Annotated in this window: 21 protein-coding genes; 10 read left to right on the top strand and 11 right to left on the bottom strand. The window is 66.7% G+C overall.

The window, feature by feature from the left end; translation table 11 throughout:
- Positions 1 to 24 precede the first annotated feature (24 nt).
- Positions 25 to 423 carry a MerR family DNA-binding protein gene (locus GGR89_RS04865; RefSeq protein WP_125972890.1) on the bottom strand — a complete coding sequence of 133 codons (399 nt, stop codon included), beginning with the start codon at positions 421 to 423 and terminating at the stop codon, positions 25 to 27.
- A 58-nt stretch (positions 424 to 481) separates the two neighbouring features.
- Here GGR89_RS04865 and GGR89_RS04860 point away from each other — a divergent pair, with 58 nt between their 5' ends.
- Genes GGR89_RS04860 through GGR89_RS04845 form a run of 4 tightly spaced genes read left to right on the top strand, consistent with a single transcriptional unit; the run spans position 482 to position 4,369 of the window.
- Positions 482 to 1,240 (top strand): glutaredoxin family protein, encoded by a 759-nt coding sequence (locus GGR89_RS04860; protein ID WP_126002717.1) that lies wholly within the window; start codon positions 482 to 484, stop codon positions 1,238 to 1,240.
- Positions 1,241 to 1,243: 3 nt separating this feature from the next.
- The gene (locus tag GGR89_RS04855) at positions 1,244 to 2,563 is read left to right on the top strand and encodes a hypothetical protein (protein WP_241217809.1); all 1,320 of its coding nucleotides are present in this window, start codon (positions 1,244 to 1,246) and stop codon (positions 2,561 to 2,563) included.
- Between the two features lie 48 nt (positions 2,564 to 2,611).
- Complete coding sequence (locus GGR89_RS04850; protein ID WP_167712774.1) at positions 2,612 to 3,877, top strand: alkaline phosphatase family protein; 1,266 nt, start codon at positions 2,612 to 2,614, stop codon at positions 3,875 to 3,877.
- A gap of 42 nt (positions 3,878 to 3,919) precedes the next feature.
- On the top strand, positions 3,920 to 4,369 hold the full coding sequence (locus GGR89_RS04845) for a MaoC family dehydratase (RefSeq protein WP_125977962.1): 450 nt from the start codon (positions 3,920 to 3,922) through the stop codon (positions 4,367 to 4,369).
- Between the two features lie 26 nt (positions 4,370 to 4,395).
- On the opposite strand, the gene GGR89_RS04840 is transcribed toward GGR89_RS04845, so the two are convergent.
- The 6 genes from GGR89_RS04840 to petA all read right to left on the bottom strand — a co-directional run bounded on the left by GGR89_RS04840 (position 4,396) and on the right by petA (position 8,995).
- Entirely contained in the window at positions 4,396 to 5,067 is a 672-nt protein-coding gene (locus tag GGR89_RS04840; RefSeq protein ID WP_241218073.1) for a TylF/MycF/NovP-related O-methyltransferase, read from the bottom strand.
- A gap of 206 nt (positions 5,068 to 5,273) precedes the next feature.
- A complete protein-coding gene (locus GGR89_RS04835) occupies positions 5,274 to 5,621 on the bottom strand; it encodes a hypothetical protein (protein WP_125977952.1) in 348 nt (115 codons plus the stop codon).
- A gap of 94 nt (positions 5,622 to 5,715) precedes the next feature.
- Positions 5,716 to 6,258, bottom strand: coding sequence for an adenine phosphoribosyltransferase (locus GGR89_RS04830; RefSeq protein WP_125977950.1), 543 nt, complete (start codon positions 6,256 to 6,258; stop codon positions 5,716 to 5,718).
- On the bottom strand, positions 6,258 to 7,094 hold the full coding sequence (locus tag GGR89_RS04825; RefSeq protein WP_125977948.1) for a cytochrome c1: 837 nt from the start codon (positions 7,092 to 7,094) through the stop codon (positions 6,258 to 6,260). Before GGR89_RS04825 ends, GGR89_RS04830 begins: the two co-directional genes overlap by 1 nt.
- Before the next feature lie 14 nt (positions 7,095 to 7,108).
- Entirely contained in the window at positions 7,109 to 8,398 is a 1,290-nt protein-coding gene (locus tag GGR89_RS04820; RefSeq protein ID WP_125977946.1) for a cytochrome b, read from the bottom strand.
- A 12-nt stretch (positions 8,399 to 8,410) separates the two neighbouring features.
- Entirely contained in the window at positions 8,411 to 8,995 is a 585-nt protein-coding gene (gene petA / locus GGR89_RS04815) for a ubiquinol-cytochrome c reductase iron-sulfur subunit (RefSeq protein WP_206431273.1), read from the bottom strand.
- A 204-nt stretch (positions 8,996 to 9,199) separates the two neighbouring features.
- Here petA and GGR89_RS04810 point away from each other — a divergent pair, with 204 nt between their 5' ends.
- Genes GGR89_RS04810 through GGR89_RS04800 form a run of 3 tightly spaced genes read left to right on the top strand, consistent with a single transcriptional unit; the run spans position 9,200 to position 11,083 of the window.
- A complete protein-coding gene (locus GGR89_RS04810) occupies positions 9,200 to 9,643 on the top strand; it encodes a tRNA (cytidine(34)-2'-O)-methyltransferase (RefSeq protein ID WP_125977956.1) in 444 nt (147 codons plus the stop codon).
- A complete protein-coding gene (hemF, locus tag GGR89_RS04805; RefSeq protein WP_125977944.1) occupies positions 9,640 to 10,482 on the top strand; it encodes an oxygen-dependent coproporphyrinogen oxidase in 843 nt (280 codons plus the stop codon). The genes GGR89_RS04810 and hemF overlap by 4 nt, the downstream gene beginning before the upstream one ends.
- A gap of 4 nt (positions 10,483 to 10,486) precedes the next feature.
- Positions 10,487 to 11,083 carry a GNAT family N-acetyltransferase gene (locus GGR89_RS04800; RefSeq protein WP_125977942.1) on the top strand — a complete coding sequence of 199 codons (597 nt, stop codon included), beginning with the start codon at positions 10,487 to 10,489 and terminating at the stop codon, positions 11,081 to 11,083.
- On the opposite strand, the gene GGR89_RS04795 is transcribed toward GGR89_RS04800, so the two are convergent.
- Both GGR89_RS04795 and GGR89_RS04790 read right to left on the bottom strand, forming a co-directional pair.
- Positions 11,050 to 11,793 (bottom strand): hypothetical protein, encoded by a 744-nt coding sequence (locus GGR89_RS04795; RefSeq protein WP_125977940.1) that lies wholly within the window; start codon positions 11,791 to 11,793, stop codon positions 11,050 to 11,052. The genes GGR89_RS04800 and GGR89_RS04795 overlap by 34 nt on opposite strands.
- Entirely contained in the window at positions 11,790 to 12,614 is an 825-nt protein-coding gene (locus GGR89_RS04790; protein ID WP_125977938.1) for a hypothetical protein, read from the bottom strand. The genes GGR89_RS04795 and GGR89_RS04790 overlap by 4 nt, the downstream gene beginning before the upstream one ends.
- 100 nt (positions 12,615 to 12,714) lie before the next feature.
- On the opposite strand from GGR89_RS04790, the gene lipB reads away from it, so the two are divergent.
- The 3 genes from lipB to GGR89_RS04775 all read left to right on the top strand — a co-directional run bounded on the left by lipB (position 12,715) and on the right by GGR89_RS04775 (position 14,546).
- Positions 12,715 to 13,359: a lipoyl(octanoyl) transferase LipB gene (lipB, locus tag GGR89_RS04785; protein ID WP_125977936.1), complete on the top strand. Its 645-nt coding sequence runs from the start codon at positions 12,715 to 12,717 to the stop codon at positions 13,357 to 13,359.
- Between the two features lie 104 nt (positions 13,360 to 13,463).
- The gene (locus GGR89_RS04780) at positions 13,464 to 13,691 is read left to right on the top strand and encodes a hypothetical protein (protein ID WP_093294052.1); all 228 of its coding nucleotides are present in this window, start codon (positions 13,464 to 13,466) and stop codon (positions 13,689 to 13,691) included.
- 204 nt (positions 13,692 to 13,895) lie between these two features.
- Positions 13,896 to 14,546 carry a hypothetical protein gene (locus GGR89_RS04775; protein ID WP_241213629.1) on the top strand — a complete coding sequence of 217 codons (651 nt, stop codon included), beginning with the start codon at positions 13,896 to 13,898 and terminating at the stop codon, positions 14,544 to 14,546.
- Positions 14,547 to 14,787: 241 nt separating this feature from the next.
- On the opposite strand, the gene queE is transcribed toward GGR89_RS04775, so the two are convergent.
- The gene (queE, locus tag GGR89_RS04770; RefSeq protein ID WP_125977932.1) at positions 14,788 to 15,420 is read right to left on the bottom strand and encodes a 7-carboxy-7-deazaguanine synthase; all 633 of its coding nucleotides are present in this window, start codon (positions 15,418 to 15,420) and stop codon (positions 14,788 to 14,790) included.
- Complete coding sequence (queC, locus tag GGR89_RS04765) at positions 15,417 to 16,109, bottom strand: 7-cyano-7-deazaguanine synthase QueC (RefSeq protein ID WP_125977930.1); 693 nt, start codon at positions 16,107 to 16,109, stop codon at positions 15,417 to 15,419. The genes queE and queC overlap by 4 nt, the downstream gene beginning before the upstream one ends.
- Positions 16,110 to 16,133 lie beyond the last annotated feature (24 nt).

Genomic DNA, 16,133 nt, shown 5'->3' with positions numbered 1-16,133 from the left:
CCTCGCCCAGCCTAACCTGCCCCCCTACCCCTCGAACGCCGTCAGGATCGGGCACGGCCCCGCCTTGCCCGATCCGCACTCCCGCGCCAGCCGGGCGAGCCCCTCGCGCGCCTGGACCAGCTCGGCGATCTTCACGTCGAGCGCTGCGATCCGTGCCCGCGCGAGTTCGCGTGCCCGCGCCCGATCGTCGGTCGCGTCGAGTTCGAGCAGTTCGCCGATCTCCTCGAGCGTGAACCCCGCCGCCTGCGCCGATCGGATGAAGCGCAGCCGTCGCACTTCCTCCTCGCCATATCGCCGCACGCCCGCATCGGGCCCGCCACCCCGCTCGGGCGTCGGCAGCAGCCCGCGCCGCTGGTAATAGCGCACCGTTTCCACCCCCACCCCGCCGGCATCGGCGAGCTTTCCGATCGTAAGCTGCGACATGGCTTGACTCCGTACCATGGTACGGAGCTTATAGGGGGTGCGGAGTGAAGGAAACCCCATGTCATCCGCCTCGGAAAAAAGCGCAATTCTCTACCGCATGGTGATGGGCACGCATGTCTGCCCCTGGGGCCTGCGCGCCCTGCACCTGCTCAAAAGCCACGGCTACACGGTCGACGATCGCCACCTCACCACGCGTGAGGAAACCGACGCCTTCAAGGCGCGCCACGGCGTGACGACAACGCCGCAGGTGTTCATAGGCGAGCGCCGCATCGGCGGGCATGACGATCTCCGCCAGTTCCTCGGCCTGAAGGTCCGCGATCCCAAGGCGAAGACCTATCGCCCGGTGATCGCATTGTTCGCCATCGCCGCGCTGCTGGCGCTCGCCGCCAGCCATGCCGCCTATGCGACGCCGTTCACGATGCGCGCGGGCGAGTGGTTCGTCAGCTTCGCGATGTGCCTGCTGGCGATGCTCAAGCTGCGCGACGTGGCGGGCTTCGCGACGATGTTCCTCGGCTACGACCTGCTCGCCCGCCGTTGGGTGCCCTATGCCACGCTCTACCCCTTTGCCGAGGCGACCGCCGGGCTGCTGATGACCGCCAATGTGCTGACCTGGTTCTCCGCCCCGCTGGCGCTGTGCATCGGCGGGATCGGTGCCGTGTCGGTGTTCAAGGCGGTCTATGTCGATCGCCGCGAGCTCAAATGCGCCTGTGTCGGCGGCGACAGCAACGTGCCGCTCGGCTTCGTGTCGCTCACCGAAAACCTGATGATGATCGCGATGGGCCTCTGGATGCTCGCGCGACCCCTGCTGGGAGCCTGACCCTTGCGTACCACTTTCGCCGCCCTCGCCCTGATCGCCCCCCTGCCCGCCTTTGCGCAGGAGGATCACAGCATGCACGACATGGGGTCGATGCCCGCCGAGCCCACGCCGCAGGACCATGCCGCGATGGGCCACACCATGAACGGCATGACCGCGGACCAGCCGATGCCGATGATGCGCATGGGCGGCTCCGACCATGCCGCCGGCGGCTCGGGCACCTCGCTGCTGCCCCAGGCCGACGGGCCGATGCGCGGCGTGATGCTCAGCCATGGCGACTGGATGGTGATGGCGCATGGCTATCTCTGGGGCGTGTACACCGATCAGGGCGGGCCGCGCGGCAAGGACGAGGCGTTCGTCGAATCGATGGCGATGCTCAGCGCCACGCGCGACTGGGGCGGCACGTCGCTCCAGCTCCGCGCGATGGGCAGCCTCGAGCCCGCCATGGGCCAGCGCGGCTATCCCAATCTGTTCGCGAGCGGTGAGACCGCCAACGGCCAGCCGCTGGTCGATCGCCAGCACCCGCACGACCTGTTCATGGAGCTCTCCGCGCGCGCCGATACCCAGGTGGCGCCGGGCACCAAGCTGTTCGTCTATGGCGGCCCCGTCGCCGAGCCGGCGCTCGGCCCCAGCGCCTTCATGCACCGCCGCTCGGCCCGTTATTTCGCGCTGTCGCCGATCGCGCATCACTGGTTCGACAGCAGCCACATCACCTATGGCGTCGTCACCGGCGGCGTGCAGGCTGGCCGCGTGCAGCTCGAAGGATCCTGGTTCAACGGCCGCGAGCCCGACGAGCATCGCTGGGACATCGACCCGATCAAGCTCGACAGCTGGAGCGTGCGCGCCAGCTGGTCGCCGACGGACAACTGGGTGGCGCAGGTCTCGACCGGGCACCTCAAGAACCCCGAAGTGACCCACGCCGGCGAGGACGAGCAGCGCACTACCGCCAGCCTCCACTATAGCAGCGGCAAGGTCTCGGCGATGGTCGGCTATGCCGCCAAGCACCGGCTGCCGGGTCCGGTGCTGAGCGCGTTCACGGCGGAGGCGAACTGGGACCTGACCAGCCGACACAGCCTGTTCGGACGGGTGGAGAATGTCGCCAATGACGAGCTTTTCCCGGATCACGACGATCCGCTGCACGACCGCAAGTTCCGGGTGACGCGGTTCGAGGGCGGCTATGCGTACCGGATCCCACTCGCAAACCAGACCGAGCTGGCGCTGGGCGGATCGGTGGCGGCTTATGCCAAGCCGTCGGTGCTCGATGCGGCGTACGGCAAGGCGCCGCTGAGCTACACGCTCTTCGCGCGGCTGGCGCTGGGGCGGTAAGCACCCGAGGTCTTCCCCCCGCAACAATTCCGGCGCATGGCGCACCCCATGCGCTGGACCACCAGAATCGCCGCCGCGCTGATCGCGGTCCTCCAGGCCTGTGCCACCCCGCCGGTCCAGGCCCCGCCCCCGCCCCCCGCGGCGGTCGAAGCGCGCGCACCCGTCACGATCCTGATCTCGATCGACGGCTTCCGCGCGGACCATCTCCAGCGCGGCGTCACCCCCAACCTCACCCGGCTCGCCGCGCAGGGCATCACCGGCCCGATGCGCCCGAGCTTCCCGAGCAAGACCTTCCCCAATCACTGGACGCTCGTCACCGGCCTGGTCCCCGACCATCACGGCATCGTCGGCAATCGGATGGAAGACCCCGCCCACCCGGGCGAGACCTTCACCACCGCCAGCGACGCGCCCTATTGGTGGAACGCCGCCGCACCGATCTGGGTCGAGGCGGAAAAGGCCGGCATCCGCACCGGCACGGTTTTCTGGCCGGGATCGAATGTCGCCTGGGGCAGCAAGGTCACCAGGCCCGATCACGGCGACTATGCCGGCGGCACCCGCCCGCACGACTGGCTCCAGTACAACCAGGCAGTGAACGACACCCAGCGCGTCGATACCGTGCTCGACTGGCTGCGCCGCCCCGCCGCCAACCGCCCGCGCTTCGTCACCCTCTATTTCGACCGCGTGGACGTGGTCGGCCATCAACATGGGCCCAACTCACCCGAGGTCACCCAGGCCGCCGCCGCAGTCGACGCGCAGATCGGCGCGCTGGTCGAGGGCCTCGCCGCGCTCCACCAGCCCGCGAACCTCGTCGTCGTCTCGGACCACGGCATGTCCGAGACCCGCGACACCCGCGTCATCCCGCTCAACCTGCCCAGGGACAGCTACCATCTGATCGAAGCCGGCCCCTTCGCCGCGCTCACCCCCCTGCCCGGCAAGGAAGCGGTGGTCGAGAAGACTCTGCTCGGCCGCCATCCGCACATGGAATGCTGGCGCAAGGCCGAGATCCCGGCGCGCTTGCGCTACGGCAGCAATCCGCGCATCGCCGCGCTCTTCTGCCTCGCCGAACCGCGCTGGACGATCGCCGAGAAACTACCCGACGCGCCCTTCACCCGCGGCGAACATGGCTATGACAATCGCTCGGCAGACATGGCCGCGCTGTTTGTCGCCGCCGGCCCCGCCTTTCGCCACGGCACGCTGCCCGCGTTCGACAATGTCGACGTCACCCCGCTGCTCCGCGATCTGTTAGGGCTGCCGTCACGAACCGATCTCGACGGGGACGACGCGCCCTTCCGCCCGCTGCTCCGGCCCCACTGAATCCGCTTGCCAGCAACGGGTTTCTCAATGAAACTCGTTGCCATGCGCTATTTCGACGACATCCAGCCCGGCGACCGCGCCAGCTTCGGTGGCTACGCCGTCACCCGCGAGGAAGTGCTGGAGTTCGCGCGCAAATATGATCCCCAGCCCTTCCACCTCTCCGACGAAGCGGCGGCCAAGACGCATTTCGGGCGGCTGGCGGCGAGCGGCTGGCACACCAATGCGATGACGATGGCGATGCTGGTCGCGCATTATGAGGCGAACCCGATTGCCAGCCTGGGCGCGGCCGGCATCGACGAGCTGCGCTGGCTGAAGCCGGTCTATCCCGGCGACGTGCTCCGCTGCGAAACCGAAGTGCTGGAGGCCCGCGCCTCGCAGAGCCGCCCGGACATGGGCATCGTCCGCAGCCGGCTGACGACCTTCAACCAAAACGACGAACCGGTCCTCACCTTCATCGCCAACGCCCTGATCGCGCGCCGCACGGCAGCGTGATCTGCCCGCATCCGCACGATTGCGACTCAGGGCATGCGGAAATAACCGGGGATCACATAGTTAGAGAGCTTGGCCATGCCCACGCCGAGCCGCTCGCACGCCTCGTCGGCGGCACGTGTGGCACCATCGACCAGACCATAATCGTCGAACACTACCAAGCCACCGCGCACCATGCGCGGCAGCAGCAGCTCAAGCGCAAAGGCGGTAGGTTCGTATACGTCCACGTCGAGATGAAGAAACGCGACCTTCAGCGCCGGATGGCGCTCCAAATAGGCGGGCAACGTGCGGAGGATGTTCCCCTCCACCAGCTCGGTATTGCCATACCCCTTCGCAAGCAGCAGCGTCTCCAAGTCACCGCGGGCGATGCCTTGGCCGCCGGCTGCCTCGAAACGTTCGATAAAGCTGCGATCGGCGGATCCTTCAACGCCTTCCCGCGGAAAATCGCCAAAAGCATCAAAGCCAATCAGCGGGCGACTGTGCGCGTTTTCGAGCAGGTCGCGAAAGCTGGCAAAGCGCATGAACGAGGCGCCCTTGTACACCCCCAATTCGATTACCGCTCCGGGCAAGCCCGTAATCTGGCGGTAGAGTTCGTAATGGGCGAGAAGCTTGGCCATTCGCGACGGTCGCGACTGGAGGTAGAAGCGGTTCTCCGCCTCGTAGACATCGGCTTCGTCCATGAGCTGATACGTCGTCATCATCACCCCCGATTATGATAACAACACGCTGTAAAATGTTCTGAAAAATAGTTTCTTAACGCAATGGATGAGAATCCCGGTTCCTGCGCGGCCGTAATGGCGGCTTCTACGACAGCACCATTGAGGCCGGACGCCGGAAGACCGCCCGCGACCGCCCCTGCGTCAGCTTCTGCAGGCCGACGCCTGACAGGAACATGCCTGCGTGACGCTCAGCGCCGCCGCCAGCCGCCGGGACGTCCGCGGAAATCGCGCCAGTTGTTCCGCCAGCGTGGGCTGCCGCGCCAGGCGCCGCGACGCTGCTCCCAATAGGCGCGCTGGCCGTCGTTCCAGGCACGGCGATGGCGGTAGCGATCGTACACATAGGTGCCGGTGCCGGGGTAATAATAATCGCCGTACCAGCCCCAATAGGGGCTGCCATAGCCGCTACCGTAGCCGCTGCCATACCCCAGGGCGACGCGCGTGCCGCCATACCCATAGCCGTCGTCCATGCAGCCGCCGAGCGCCGCCGCTCCACCAAGCAGGGCTGCGCCGAGGATGGATTTCAAGCCGATATGCATGGGTTACGCTCCTGTACCGGAGGCGCGCGGCGGGGCGATGCCCTCAGCCGCGCCCCTCGGGCGGAGAAGCGCACGGGCGCCCGCTAGGGTTCCGTCAGTGCCCTTCGAAGGCGACGAGCGACGCGACCTGAATACCGTCGCTGCGCAGCGCATCGGCGCCGCCGAGATCGGGCAGGTCGACGACGAACGAGGCCTGGACGACCTCCGCCCCCGCCTTGCGCAGCAGCCGCACCGCCGCGCGCGCGGTGCCGCCGGTGGCGATCAGGTCGTCGACCAGCAGCACGCGGGCACCCGGCACCAGCGCATCGGCGTGGATGGCGATCCGGTCGGTGCCATATTCGAGCGCATAGTCCTCGGCGATCGTCGCCCCCGGCAGCTTGCCATCCTTGCGGATCAGCAGCACGCCGGTGCCGAGCCGCACCGCCAGCGCCGCGCCGAACACGAAGCCGCGCGCCTCGACGCCGGCGACGAGGTCGACCTTGCCGTCGACCTGCGCCGCCATCTTCTCGATGGTCAGCCGCAGCCCCTCGGGATCGAGCAGCAGCGTGGTGATGTCGCGAAAAAGAATCCCCGGCTTCGGAAAGTCGGGGATCGTGCGAATGCGACTGCGGATGTCTTCGTTTTGCTGGATGTCCATCAATGCTTCATGCCGCGCCAAACCGTGAGGTACGCGCCATAGGCGAGCCCGGTGGCAAACAGCAAGAAGATCACGACCGCGAGGCCCGCCTGGTGGCGCGTCTGCAGCGTCGGCTCAGCGGTCCAGACGAGGAAGGCGGAGACGTCCTTCGACATCTGGTCGACCGTCGCGCGGGTGCCGTCGTCATACTGGACCTGGCCCTCGCTGGTCAGCGGCGGCGGCATCGCGATGTTGAGATTGGCGAAATAGGGGTTGAAGTACATGCCCTCGGGCGTCTTCGTCGCCTCCGGGAACTGCGCCGCCTTGGCCGGATCGGGCTTCTCGCCATAGCCGGTCAGCAGCGAATGGACATAGGCCGCGCCGTCATGTCGCGCCTTGGTGATCAGGCTGAGGTCGGGCGGGTTGCCGGTGCCGGCATAATAGACCTTGGGGATGCGATCGGACGGGATGTTGTCGCGCTCGCCCCAGGTGCCCGCCTTCTCGTCGAACACCGGCTGCTTCATCGCCCATTCCTTGGCGATCTTCTTCACCTGCGCGTCGCTGTACCCCAGGTCCTTGAGGTTGCGGAAGGAAATCATGTGCAGCGAGTGGCACGCCGCGCAGACTTCCTTGTACACCTTGAAGCCGCGCTGGAGCTGGCCGAGATCGAACTTGCCGAGCGGCCCGTTCGAGGCGAGTTCCAGTTCCTTCGGATGCTTGTGCAGCGCCTGCTCGGCGGTTTCCTTGGGGGGCTCCTGGATCAGGCCGGTGATGCTGCTGATCAGCGCCAGCAGCAGCACGAACACGAAGCCGGCACCGATCAGGAACTTGATCGAACGAAAGAAGATCGACGTCATGGTTCCCGGCCCCCTTATGCCGTCGCCGCGGTGGCGGTGATGCGCGATCCGCCCTCGCCCTTCAGCACCGCTTCGGTGATCGAATTGGGCAGCGGGCGCGGCGTCTCGATCCGCGAGATGATCGGCACGATGATCAGGAAGTGCGCGAAATAATAGGCCGCCGCGAGTTGGCTCGCGATCACGTACTTCGGCTCCGCGGGCGAACCGCCACACCAGCCGAGGATCACCACATCGAGCACCAGCAGCCAGAAGGCGATGCGGTACATTGGCCGGTAGTGAGCCGAGCGCACCGGCGAGCGATCCAGCCAGGGGAGGAAGAACAGCAGCAGGATCGAGCCGAACATCGCCAGCACGCCCCACAGCTTCGCCGGCAGGATGAAGTCCGCGGTGAAGGCGCGCAGGATCGCGTAGAAGGGCCAGAAATACCATTCGGGCACGATATGCGCGGGGGTCGAGAGCGGGTTGGCCGGGATGTAATTGTCCGGGTGGCCCAGATAATCGGGGTAGAAGAAGATCAGGATCGAGAACAGGATCAGGAAGATGCCCACCCCGAAGCCGTCCTTGGCGGTGTAATAAGGGTGGAACGGCACCGTGTCCTGCTCGCCCTTCACCTCCACGCCGGTCGGGTTGTTCGATCCCGGGATGTGCAGCGCCCAGATGTGCAGGATGATAACGCCCGCGATCACGAAAGGCAGCAGATAGTGAAGCGAGAAGAAGCGGTTGAGCGCGGCATCGTCCGGCGCATAGCCGCCCAGCAGCCACACGCGGATCCAGTCGCCCACCACGGGGATCGCCGAGAAGAAGCCGGTGATCACCTGCGCGCCCCAGAAGCTCATCTGCCCCCAGGGGAGCACATAGCCCATGAAGGCGGTGGCCATCATCAGCAGGAAGATGACGACGCCGAGCAGCCACACCATCTCGCGCGGCGCCTTGTATGATCCATAGTGGAGGCCGCGGAAGATGTGGATGTACACCACGATGAAGAACATGCTGGCGCCGTTGGCGTGGGCGAAGCGCAGGAACCAGCCCGCGTTCACATCGCGCATGATCGTGCCGTTGACCGAGTCGAACGCCCCGGCGGCCGAGCTGTGGAAGTGCATCGCCAGCACGATGCCGGTGACGATCTGGATCACCAGCGACAGCCCCGCAAGGATGCCGAAGTTCCAGAAGTAATTGAGATTGCGCGGTACCGGATAGCCGGCACCGATCGCGTTATAGACGAACCGCGGCAGCGGCAGCCGATCGTCCACCCATTTCATCACCGGGTTCTTCGGCTCGTAATGGCGCGCCCAGGGAAAGCTCATCCAGGTCTCTCCTCACCCAACAACGACGACCGTGTCGGACGTGAAATTATATTTTGGTACTTCGAGATTGGTTGGCGCCGGCCCCTGGCGGATACGGCCGGCGGTATCATAGGCCGATCCGTGGCACGGGCAGAAATAGCCGCCGAAGGGCCCGCGATTCTCGCCCTCGCCCGCACCCAGCGGCACGCAGCCGAGATGGGTGCACACGCCCAGCGTGATCAGCCAGTTCTTGTGGCCTTCCGCGGTCCGCTGCTCCAGCGTCTGCGGATCGCGCAGGCTGGAGACCGGCACCGCATCGGCCTCGGCGATTTCCTTCGGCGTCAGGTTGCGGACGAACAAAGGCTGCTTGCGGAAGCTGGCCTTGATCGCCTGGCCGGGCTCGATCGCCGCGAGGTTCACCTCGGTGGTCGACTGCGCCAGCACGTCGGCCGACGGATTCATCGAATTGACGAGCGGCAGCACCACCACGCCTGCACCGACGGCCGCGACGGCCGGGGCGGCGTACAGCAGATAATCGCGACGACGGGGATTCTCGAGGATTTCGCCGCCTGGGCCTACGGTCTGATCGGGAGTAACGCCTTCTTCAAACGTTGCCATGCTCTAGCCCTTGCACTTCGGGAACTCTTCCGCGCCAAAACCGCGGAGAGAGGAACGCGGACGAAACGAAGCTCAGTGCCGGCCGGATTTCCGGTGGCGTTACAAGTTTGATAGACGGCGCAATGCAGCTTTGCCAACAGGGTTTTTCATCTTCTCGTCTCCAAGGCCTTAATGTTGCACTGCAAAATGACTTCGCTCTCCACAATTCGCGTTGCGTTGTTCCAGCCTGAAATTGCTGGGAATGTCGGCACCATCTTGCGGCTGGCGGCGTGCATGGGAGTGGCGGTGGACCTGATCGAGCCTATGGGTTTTCCCTGGGGCGATCGCGCCCGCAAGCGCGCGGCGATGGACTATGAACCCGAGACGATCCGCCACGCCGACTGGACCGCGTTCGAGGCGCGCATCCCCGGCCGGCTCGTCCTGTTCACCACCCGCGGCGGCACGCGCCTGCCCGAGGCGCGGTTCACGCCCGGCGACACCTTGCTGTTCGGCGCCGAGAGCAGCGGCGTACCCGATTTCGTGCACGACCGCGCCGATGCTGCGGTGCGAATACCGCTGCGGCCTGAGCTCCGCTCCTTGAACCTCGCCGTCGCAACGGGCATCGGTCTGGCCGAGGCGCTCCGCCAGACCGAAGGATTCCCGCAGTGATCGAACTCGACGAACAGCAGCAGCGCGCCCGCATTTGGTTCGAGGGCCTGCGCGATTCGATCTGCGCCGAGTTCGAGGCGATCGAGCGCGAGGCCGGCTCGAACGCCGCGTTCGACTATCTCGCCTGGGACCGCGTCGATGCGAGCGGCGCGCCGGGCGGCGGCGGCGTGCGCGGCGTGATGAAGGGCCGGGTGTTCGAGAAGGTGGGCGTCAACGTCTCCACCGTCGGCGGCGCCTTCGAAGGCGATTTCGCCAAGACCATCCACGGCGCGGGCGAGGACCCCAGCTTCTTCGCCACCGGGATCAGCCTGGTTGCGCACATGGCGAATCCGCATGTGCCCGCGGTCCATATGAACACCCGCTTCCTGACGACGACCAAGCGCTGGTTCGGCGGCGGCGCCGATCTCAACCCGCCTTTGCCCTATGCCGAGGACACCGCCGACTTCCACGCCCGGCTGCAGGCCGCGTGCGACGCGCACGATCCGGCCCATTACCCGCGCTTCAAGGCCTGGGCGGACGAGTATTTCTACATTCCCCATCGCCAGGTGCATCGCGGCGTCGGCGGCATCTTCTACGATCACCTCGAAAATGACTGGGAGGCGGATTTCGCCTTCACCCAGGATGTCGGCCGCGCGTTCCTCGACATCTACCCGAAGCTGGTGCGTCGGCGGATGAACCAGCCGTTCGATGACGCCGATCGCCAGCGCCAGCTCGAATGGCGCGGCCGCTATGCCGAGTTCAACCTGATCTACGATCGCGGCACGCTGTTCGGCCTCAAGACTGGCGGCAATGTCGACGCGATCCTGATGAGCCTGCCGCCGATGGCCGCCTGGAGCTGAGCCCATGGGCCTGCTGCCCGTCGCGAACGATCATCTCGCCACCATCGTCACCGCGCTGGAGATGCGCGAACGGCCCAGGCCTCGGCCGGTGCCGCCCGCCCCGTTCCGGCTGGTCCACTGGCCCGCGCCGGACAGCGAGAAATATCGCGCACTGTTCCGCCGGGTCGGCGGGCCGTGGCTATGGTTCTCGCGGCTGGTGATGGACGAGGCGCGGCTGCGAGCGATTCTCGACGATCCGCAGGTCGCTGTCTATGCGGTGGTAGATCGCGCCGGCGTCGAAGTCGGCATACTCGAACTCGACTTCCGCACGCACGCCACCTGCGAGCTCTCCTATGTCGGGCTGGTGCCGGAGATCACCGGCAGGGGCCATGGCAACTGGCTGATGGCGCAGGCGCTCGCTTTCGCCTGGCGCAAGGACGTGACGCGCGTGTGGGTCCACACCTGCACGCTCGACCACCCCGCCGCGCTCGACTTCTACCGCCGTCACGGTTTCGTGCCCTTCAAGCGCACGATCGAGACCTTTCCCGATCCGCGCCTGCTCGGCGTGCTACCTGCGGAGGCGGCGCCTCACATTCCCTGTCTGGGTTCGGTCGCGCGATAGGCGGCGACGCGCAGGATCGCCAGCGCGGTCCACACGCCCGCGCCGATCACCGAGAGCAGCAGATAGCCGAGGAACTCGGGCACCGCGCCGCCGCCCGCCGCGGTCGCGATCAGGCCGGTGACGATGCTCGCGACGGCCATCGCGCCGATGCCGCCGGCGAACACCATCGCCGCGACCAGCAGGAACAGCAGCCCGGTCACCCCGCTGCTGCGTACCCAGCCCTGCTTGAACGCCTCGATCAACCCCGCCTCGGGCCGGGCGGCATAGGCCGGCGCCGCCAGCCAGGTCCGCGCGAAGACGAACAGCCCGGGCGCGATGAACAGCGAGAAGCCGAGCTGGAAGCCGATGCTCACCGCCACTTCGAGGAGCAGGAACGGGAACAGCCGCCGCAGCGCCGCCTTCATCACCTGCCCCAGCGTCTGCCCCTGCCCGCGCAGGTACAGGCTGAACAGCGCCAGGATGCCATAGTCGACCGCCAGATAGGCGAGCGCGATCGGCACGACGTTCGCCTCGACGAACTTCTGGTAGAAGGCGAGCAGCACCGCCTGGTCGGACAGCGATTCGAGATCGGGCGCCCCCTGCACCATCAGCAGCAGCATGCCGAGGCTCGGCAGCAGGAAGAACAGCCCCGCGACCGGCAGCACCAGCGTCCGCTCGCGCTGCCACAGGGTCTTTGCGTCGGCGAAGAGGCCGGCAAGGCGCAGCGTCATGCGGGCCACACCGAATCGCTCGTCGTCAGCGCGACGTAGAGCTTGCCCTGGAACGCCGCGAGCAGCAGCATCGCCGCCCCCTGCACGCATGCGGTGACGATCGTGGTGAGCACCAGCGCCGCCGTCAGCCCCGGCGCGTTGCCGAGCAGCAGCGCGAAGACGCTGCCGAATACTGCCTGGGCGGCCAGCTGCGCGATGGTCGCGATCAGCAGGAACAGCAGCAGCATGCCGAAGATGCGCCAGCCATGCCCGCGGGTGAGCGCCCAGGATCTGCGAATGGCGGCAAATGCCACCCGCTCGCGCAGCACCACCGCGCTGACGAGCACCAGCCGCGCGAAGGCGAAGAGACACACCGCGACCAGCACGAGCATCCACAAGGCAACCATGGCGCTGGTCTGCGGATCCACCACGACGCTGCCGCCCTGGCCGGCGGCCATCGCGGTTACGTCATACCCCCGCGCCACGAGAATCAAGCCGAGCGGCACCGCCAGCGCGACGAAGGCGAGCCCCAGCGCCAACGACACGAGGAGCGTTGCCGGCAGGCGCCGGGCCGCGGCCCTGCCCGCTGCCGCCAGACTTTCGTCCCCCGTCGCCAGCGCCATCACCACCAGCGTGCCCCAGAAGGAAACGAGCGACAGCAGCACGGCGAGCACACCCACGCCCAGGCGGGTTCCCGGGCTGGCAATCGCGAACGCGACGGAAAGGCAACTGCTGGCGACGGCGGGCGCCACGAGCGTGGCCAGCGTGATCGGCGCCAGTGCCCCGAGCCGCTCGCCGACGAACGCCGTGGTCCGGTCCCAGACGATACCCATTTTTGCCATGCGGCGAAGTCCTTGCATGAGGGACCCGGGGTGTTAGCCGGGGGGCACCGCCTTGCCAATGCTTGCCTTGGGGCGCGGAAGGGCGCAAGCGGCGGCGATCATGCACGAAACCATCGAATGGCGGGTCGAGCCCCGGCCGATCGACTATGCCGAAGCCCATGCCGCGATGGAGGCCCGCGCCGCCGCCGTCACCGCGCACATGGCGCAGGAACTGGTCTGGCTGCTCGAGCACCCGCCCGTCTACACCGCCGGCACCAGCGCCGATCCCGCCGAAATGCTCGATCCGCGCTTCCCCGTGCACCGCACCGGGCGCGGCGGCCGCTATACCTATCACGGCCCAGGCCAGCGGATCGGCTATGTCGTGCTCGACCTGCGCGAGCGGCTGCGCGACGTGCGCAACTATGTCCATGCCATCGAAGGCTGGGTGATCGCCGCGCTCGGCGACTGCGGCATCGAGGCGTTCCGCGCCCCCGGCCGGATCGGCATCTGGACGCTCGATCGCGGCGTCGAGGCCAAGATCGGCGCGATCGGGGTGCGAATCCGCCAATGGGTGACGCTGCACGGATTCGCCATCAATCTCGATCCGGACCTGACCCATTTCACCGGCATCGTACCCTGCGGAATCGCCGAATTCCCCGTCACCAGCGCCGCCAAGCTGGGCAAAACGATTGCGACGGACCGCTTCGACAAGGCGCTCCAGGCCACATTTTTGCCATTTTTGGACGCTCTGGATCGCGCGGGATAAATTCGAGTCTTGAGGGTGTCCCCCGAACCGTCTAATACCCAGCACGGTTTGGGTATTAACGGCGTACAAGCGTCGTCCAAATCCATTATCTAGGGAGCTATTACATGCGTGCAGTCCTTTCGAAGATCGTTGCTGGTTCGATGATCGCCGGTGCGGCCCTCCTGGCTTCGGCGTGCACCAGCAACACCGAAACCAACGTCAACAACACCACCGAAGTCGTTGCTCCGGAAAACACCACCGACGCTTCGGTCACCAACGTTGACGTTGCTGCTCCGGTCGACAACGGTGCGATGGTCGACAACGGCACGATGAACGCTTCGAACGCGATGTAATCATCGCGCTTCGGCGTACGTTACGAAAAGGCCGTCCGGGCGACCGGGCGGCCTTTCTCGTTTCGGGACCGGCTCCTCCCCGCCGTCCACGGATCGTCGTGTTTGGAAAAAAGGGGCTTGGGCGACGAATCGAAACGCCCTAACGAACATCTCTCATAGCGGTATCAAGAGGATGGGATGCTCGGTCGGCGTATCACTTTGGGCATGGCTGCCCTCGCGGCAATGTGCGTTTCGGCGCCTGCTTCGGCGCAATTCTTCTTCAAGTCGGTGGATCTGTCGGGTCCCCCCGTTACCGGCACCGAGCCGGGCATGATCGCCCAGGCGTTGCCGGGCGCGTCGCCGGCGGAGCTGCGGGCCGCGCTGGTATGGAGCCTGCGCGCCGGGCTCAACGTTGCTGCACTGCAATGCAAGTTCGAGCCGACGTTGCTGGCCGACGACAACTATGTCGCGGCTCGCAAAGATCATGATGACGAGTTCAATAAAGCATATGATACGCTCGAGAAATATTTCCTAAAAACGACGAAGACGAAAAAGGCCGCGCAGAACGCGCTCGACGTGTTTTCGACCCGCGTCTATTCGAGCTTTTCCACCGTCTCCGGTCAGCTGTCTTTCTGCCAGACGGCCGCCTCAATCGGCCAGGACGTGGTGTACGCGCCGCGTGGGACGGTAGGCGATGTGGCGCAGCGCCGGATGCGCGAGCTGCGCGAGAGCCTCAAGGCCTGGGGCGAGCAGCATTTCCGCACCCGTCGCGTCACCTTCGTCTGGCCGGTCCTGCGCCCGCTGCCGCAGTTCGGCAACGACAAATGCTGGCGCAAGGGCGAGTACCAGGCCCGCAAGTGCGGCTCCTTGGGCTGAGTCAAACCTGAGCCGATACAAAAAAGAAGGGGTGGCCGCCGCGCCACCCCTTCTTTTTTGCTGATACCAAGTCGCGGAGATGGGACTCATCTCACCGCAACGTCGTCATCCCGGCGAAAGCCGGGGTCCATTCGCCTCTCGATCTCCGCAAGCGCCGATAGTGAGACCCCAATGGACCCCGGCTTTCGCCCGGGTGACGGGTTGGGGAGCGGCGGTTGGTTTTCATCCTCGCAGCTTGGTATCAGCGCAGGCCCAGCAGTTTGTGGGTCTGCAGCGTCAGCCGCCAGCGCGGCCGCTCCATGGCCACCGCAATCGCCGCGCGCGTATTCGCCTCGGCCTCGGCGCTGTCCATCGGCTGGATCAGGAAATGGGCGAAGTCCCAGCCCTCGATCGCCGCGATCTCGGTGCCCGGCTGCGGCCAGACCAGCTTGAGCTCGTCGCCGCGCCGCTGCACCACCTCGCTCCCCGCCTTGGGGCTGATGCACACCCAGTCGATGCCGGGATGCACCGGCAGCGTGCCGTTGCTCTCGATCGCGATGCGGAAGCCGCGGGCATGCAGCGCCTCGACCAATGCATCGTCGATCTGGAGCATCGGCTCCCCGCCGGTCAGCACCACGAAGCGCTTGTCCTGGCCGGGGCCCCAATGGCCCTCCACCGCATCGACCAGCGCCGCGGCATCGGCGAACCGGCCGCCGCCCAGCCCGTCGATCCCGACGAAATCGGTGTCGCAGAAGCGGCATACCGCCGTTGCCCGGTCCTCCTCGCGGCCCGACCAGAGGTTGCAACCGGAGAAGCGGACGAACACCGCCCGCGCGCCGGCATTGACGCCCTCCCCCTGCAGGGTGAGGAACATTTCCTTGACGGCGTAGCTCATGGGTGGGTGGCGTAGCGGGTCGGGTCGGGCAGCCCGGCTTCCTCGAACCCGCGCGACCGCAGCCGGCAGCTGTCGCACAGCCCGCAGTGCAAGCCCTCGGGCGTCGGATCGTAGCAGGACCAGCTGAGGCCCGCATCGAGCCCCAGCCGCGCCGCCTCGCGGACGATGTCGGCCTTGCTCATGTTCTGGAGCGGTGCCTGGATGCGGAAGGGCTCGCCCTCCACGCCGGCCTTGGTGGCGAGTTCGGCCAGCTTCTCGAACCCGGCGATGAATTCGGGCCGGCAATCGGGATAGCCCGAATAATCGAGCGCATTGACGCCGATATAGAGGTCGCGCGCGCCCGCCGCCTCGGCCCAGCCGAGCGCCAGGCTGAGGAAAATGGTGTTGCGCGCCGGCACATAGGTGACCGGAATGTCGGCTCCGACGCCGGTCTTGGGCACGTCGATATCGGCGGTGAGCGCGGAGCCGCCGAACGCACGCAGGTCGAGCGGCAGCACGACATGGCGCTCGGCGCCGAGCATGGCGGCGATCTTGGCGGCCGCTTCCAGCTCGACCTTGTGGCGCTGGTTATAGTCGATCGAGAGCGCCAGCAGGCGATGCCCGTCCTCGCGGGCACGCGCGGCGGAGACCATGGAATCGAGTCCGCCCGAGACCAGGGCGATGGCAATGCTTTGAGTCATCGGCGGCATGTAGGCGCTCAGGCCGGCAAAAAA

The sequence above is a fragment of the Sphingomonas trueperi genome, from assembly GCF_011927635.1.
Lineage (GTDB): Bacteria > Pseudomonadota > Alphaproteobacteria > Sphingomonadales > Sphingomonadaceae > Sphingomonas > Sphingomonas trueperi.
Note: the sequence above shows the minus strand (reverse complement) of the source record. Positions and strands in the feature narration are given on the sequence as shown.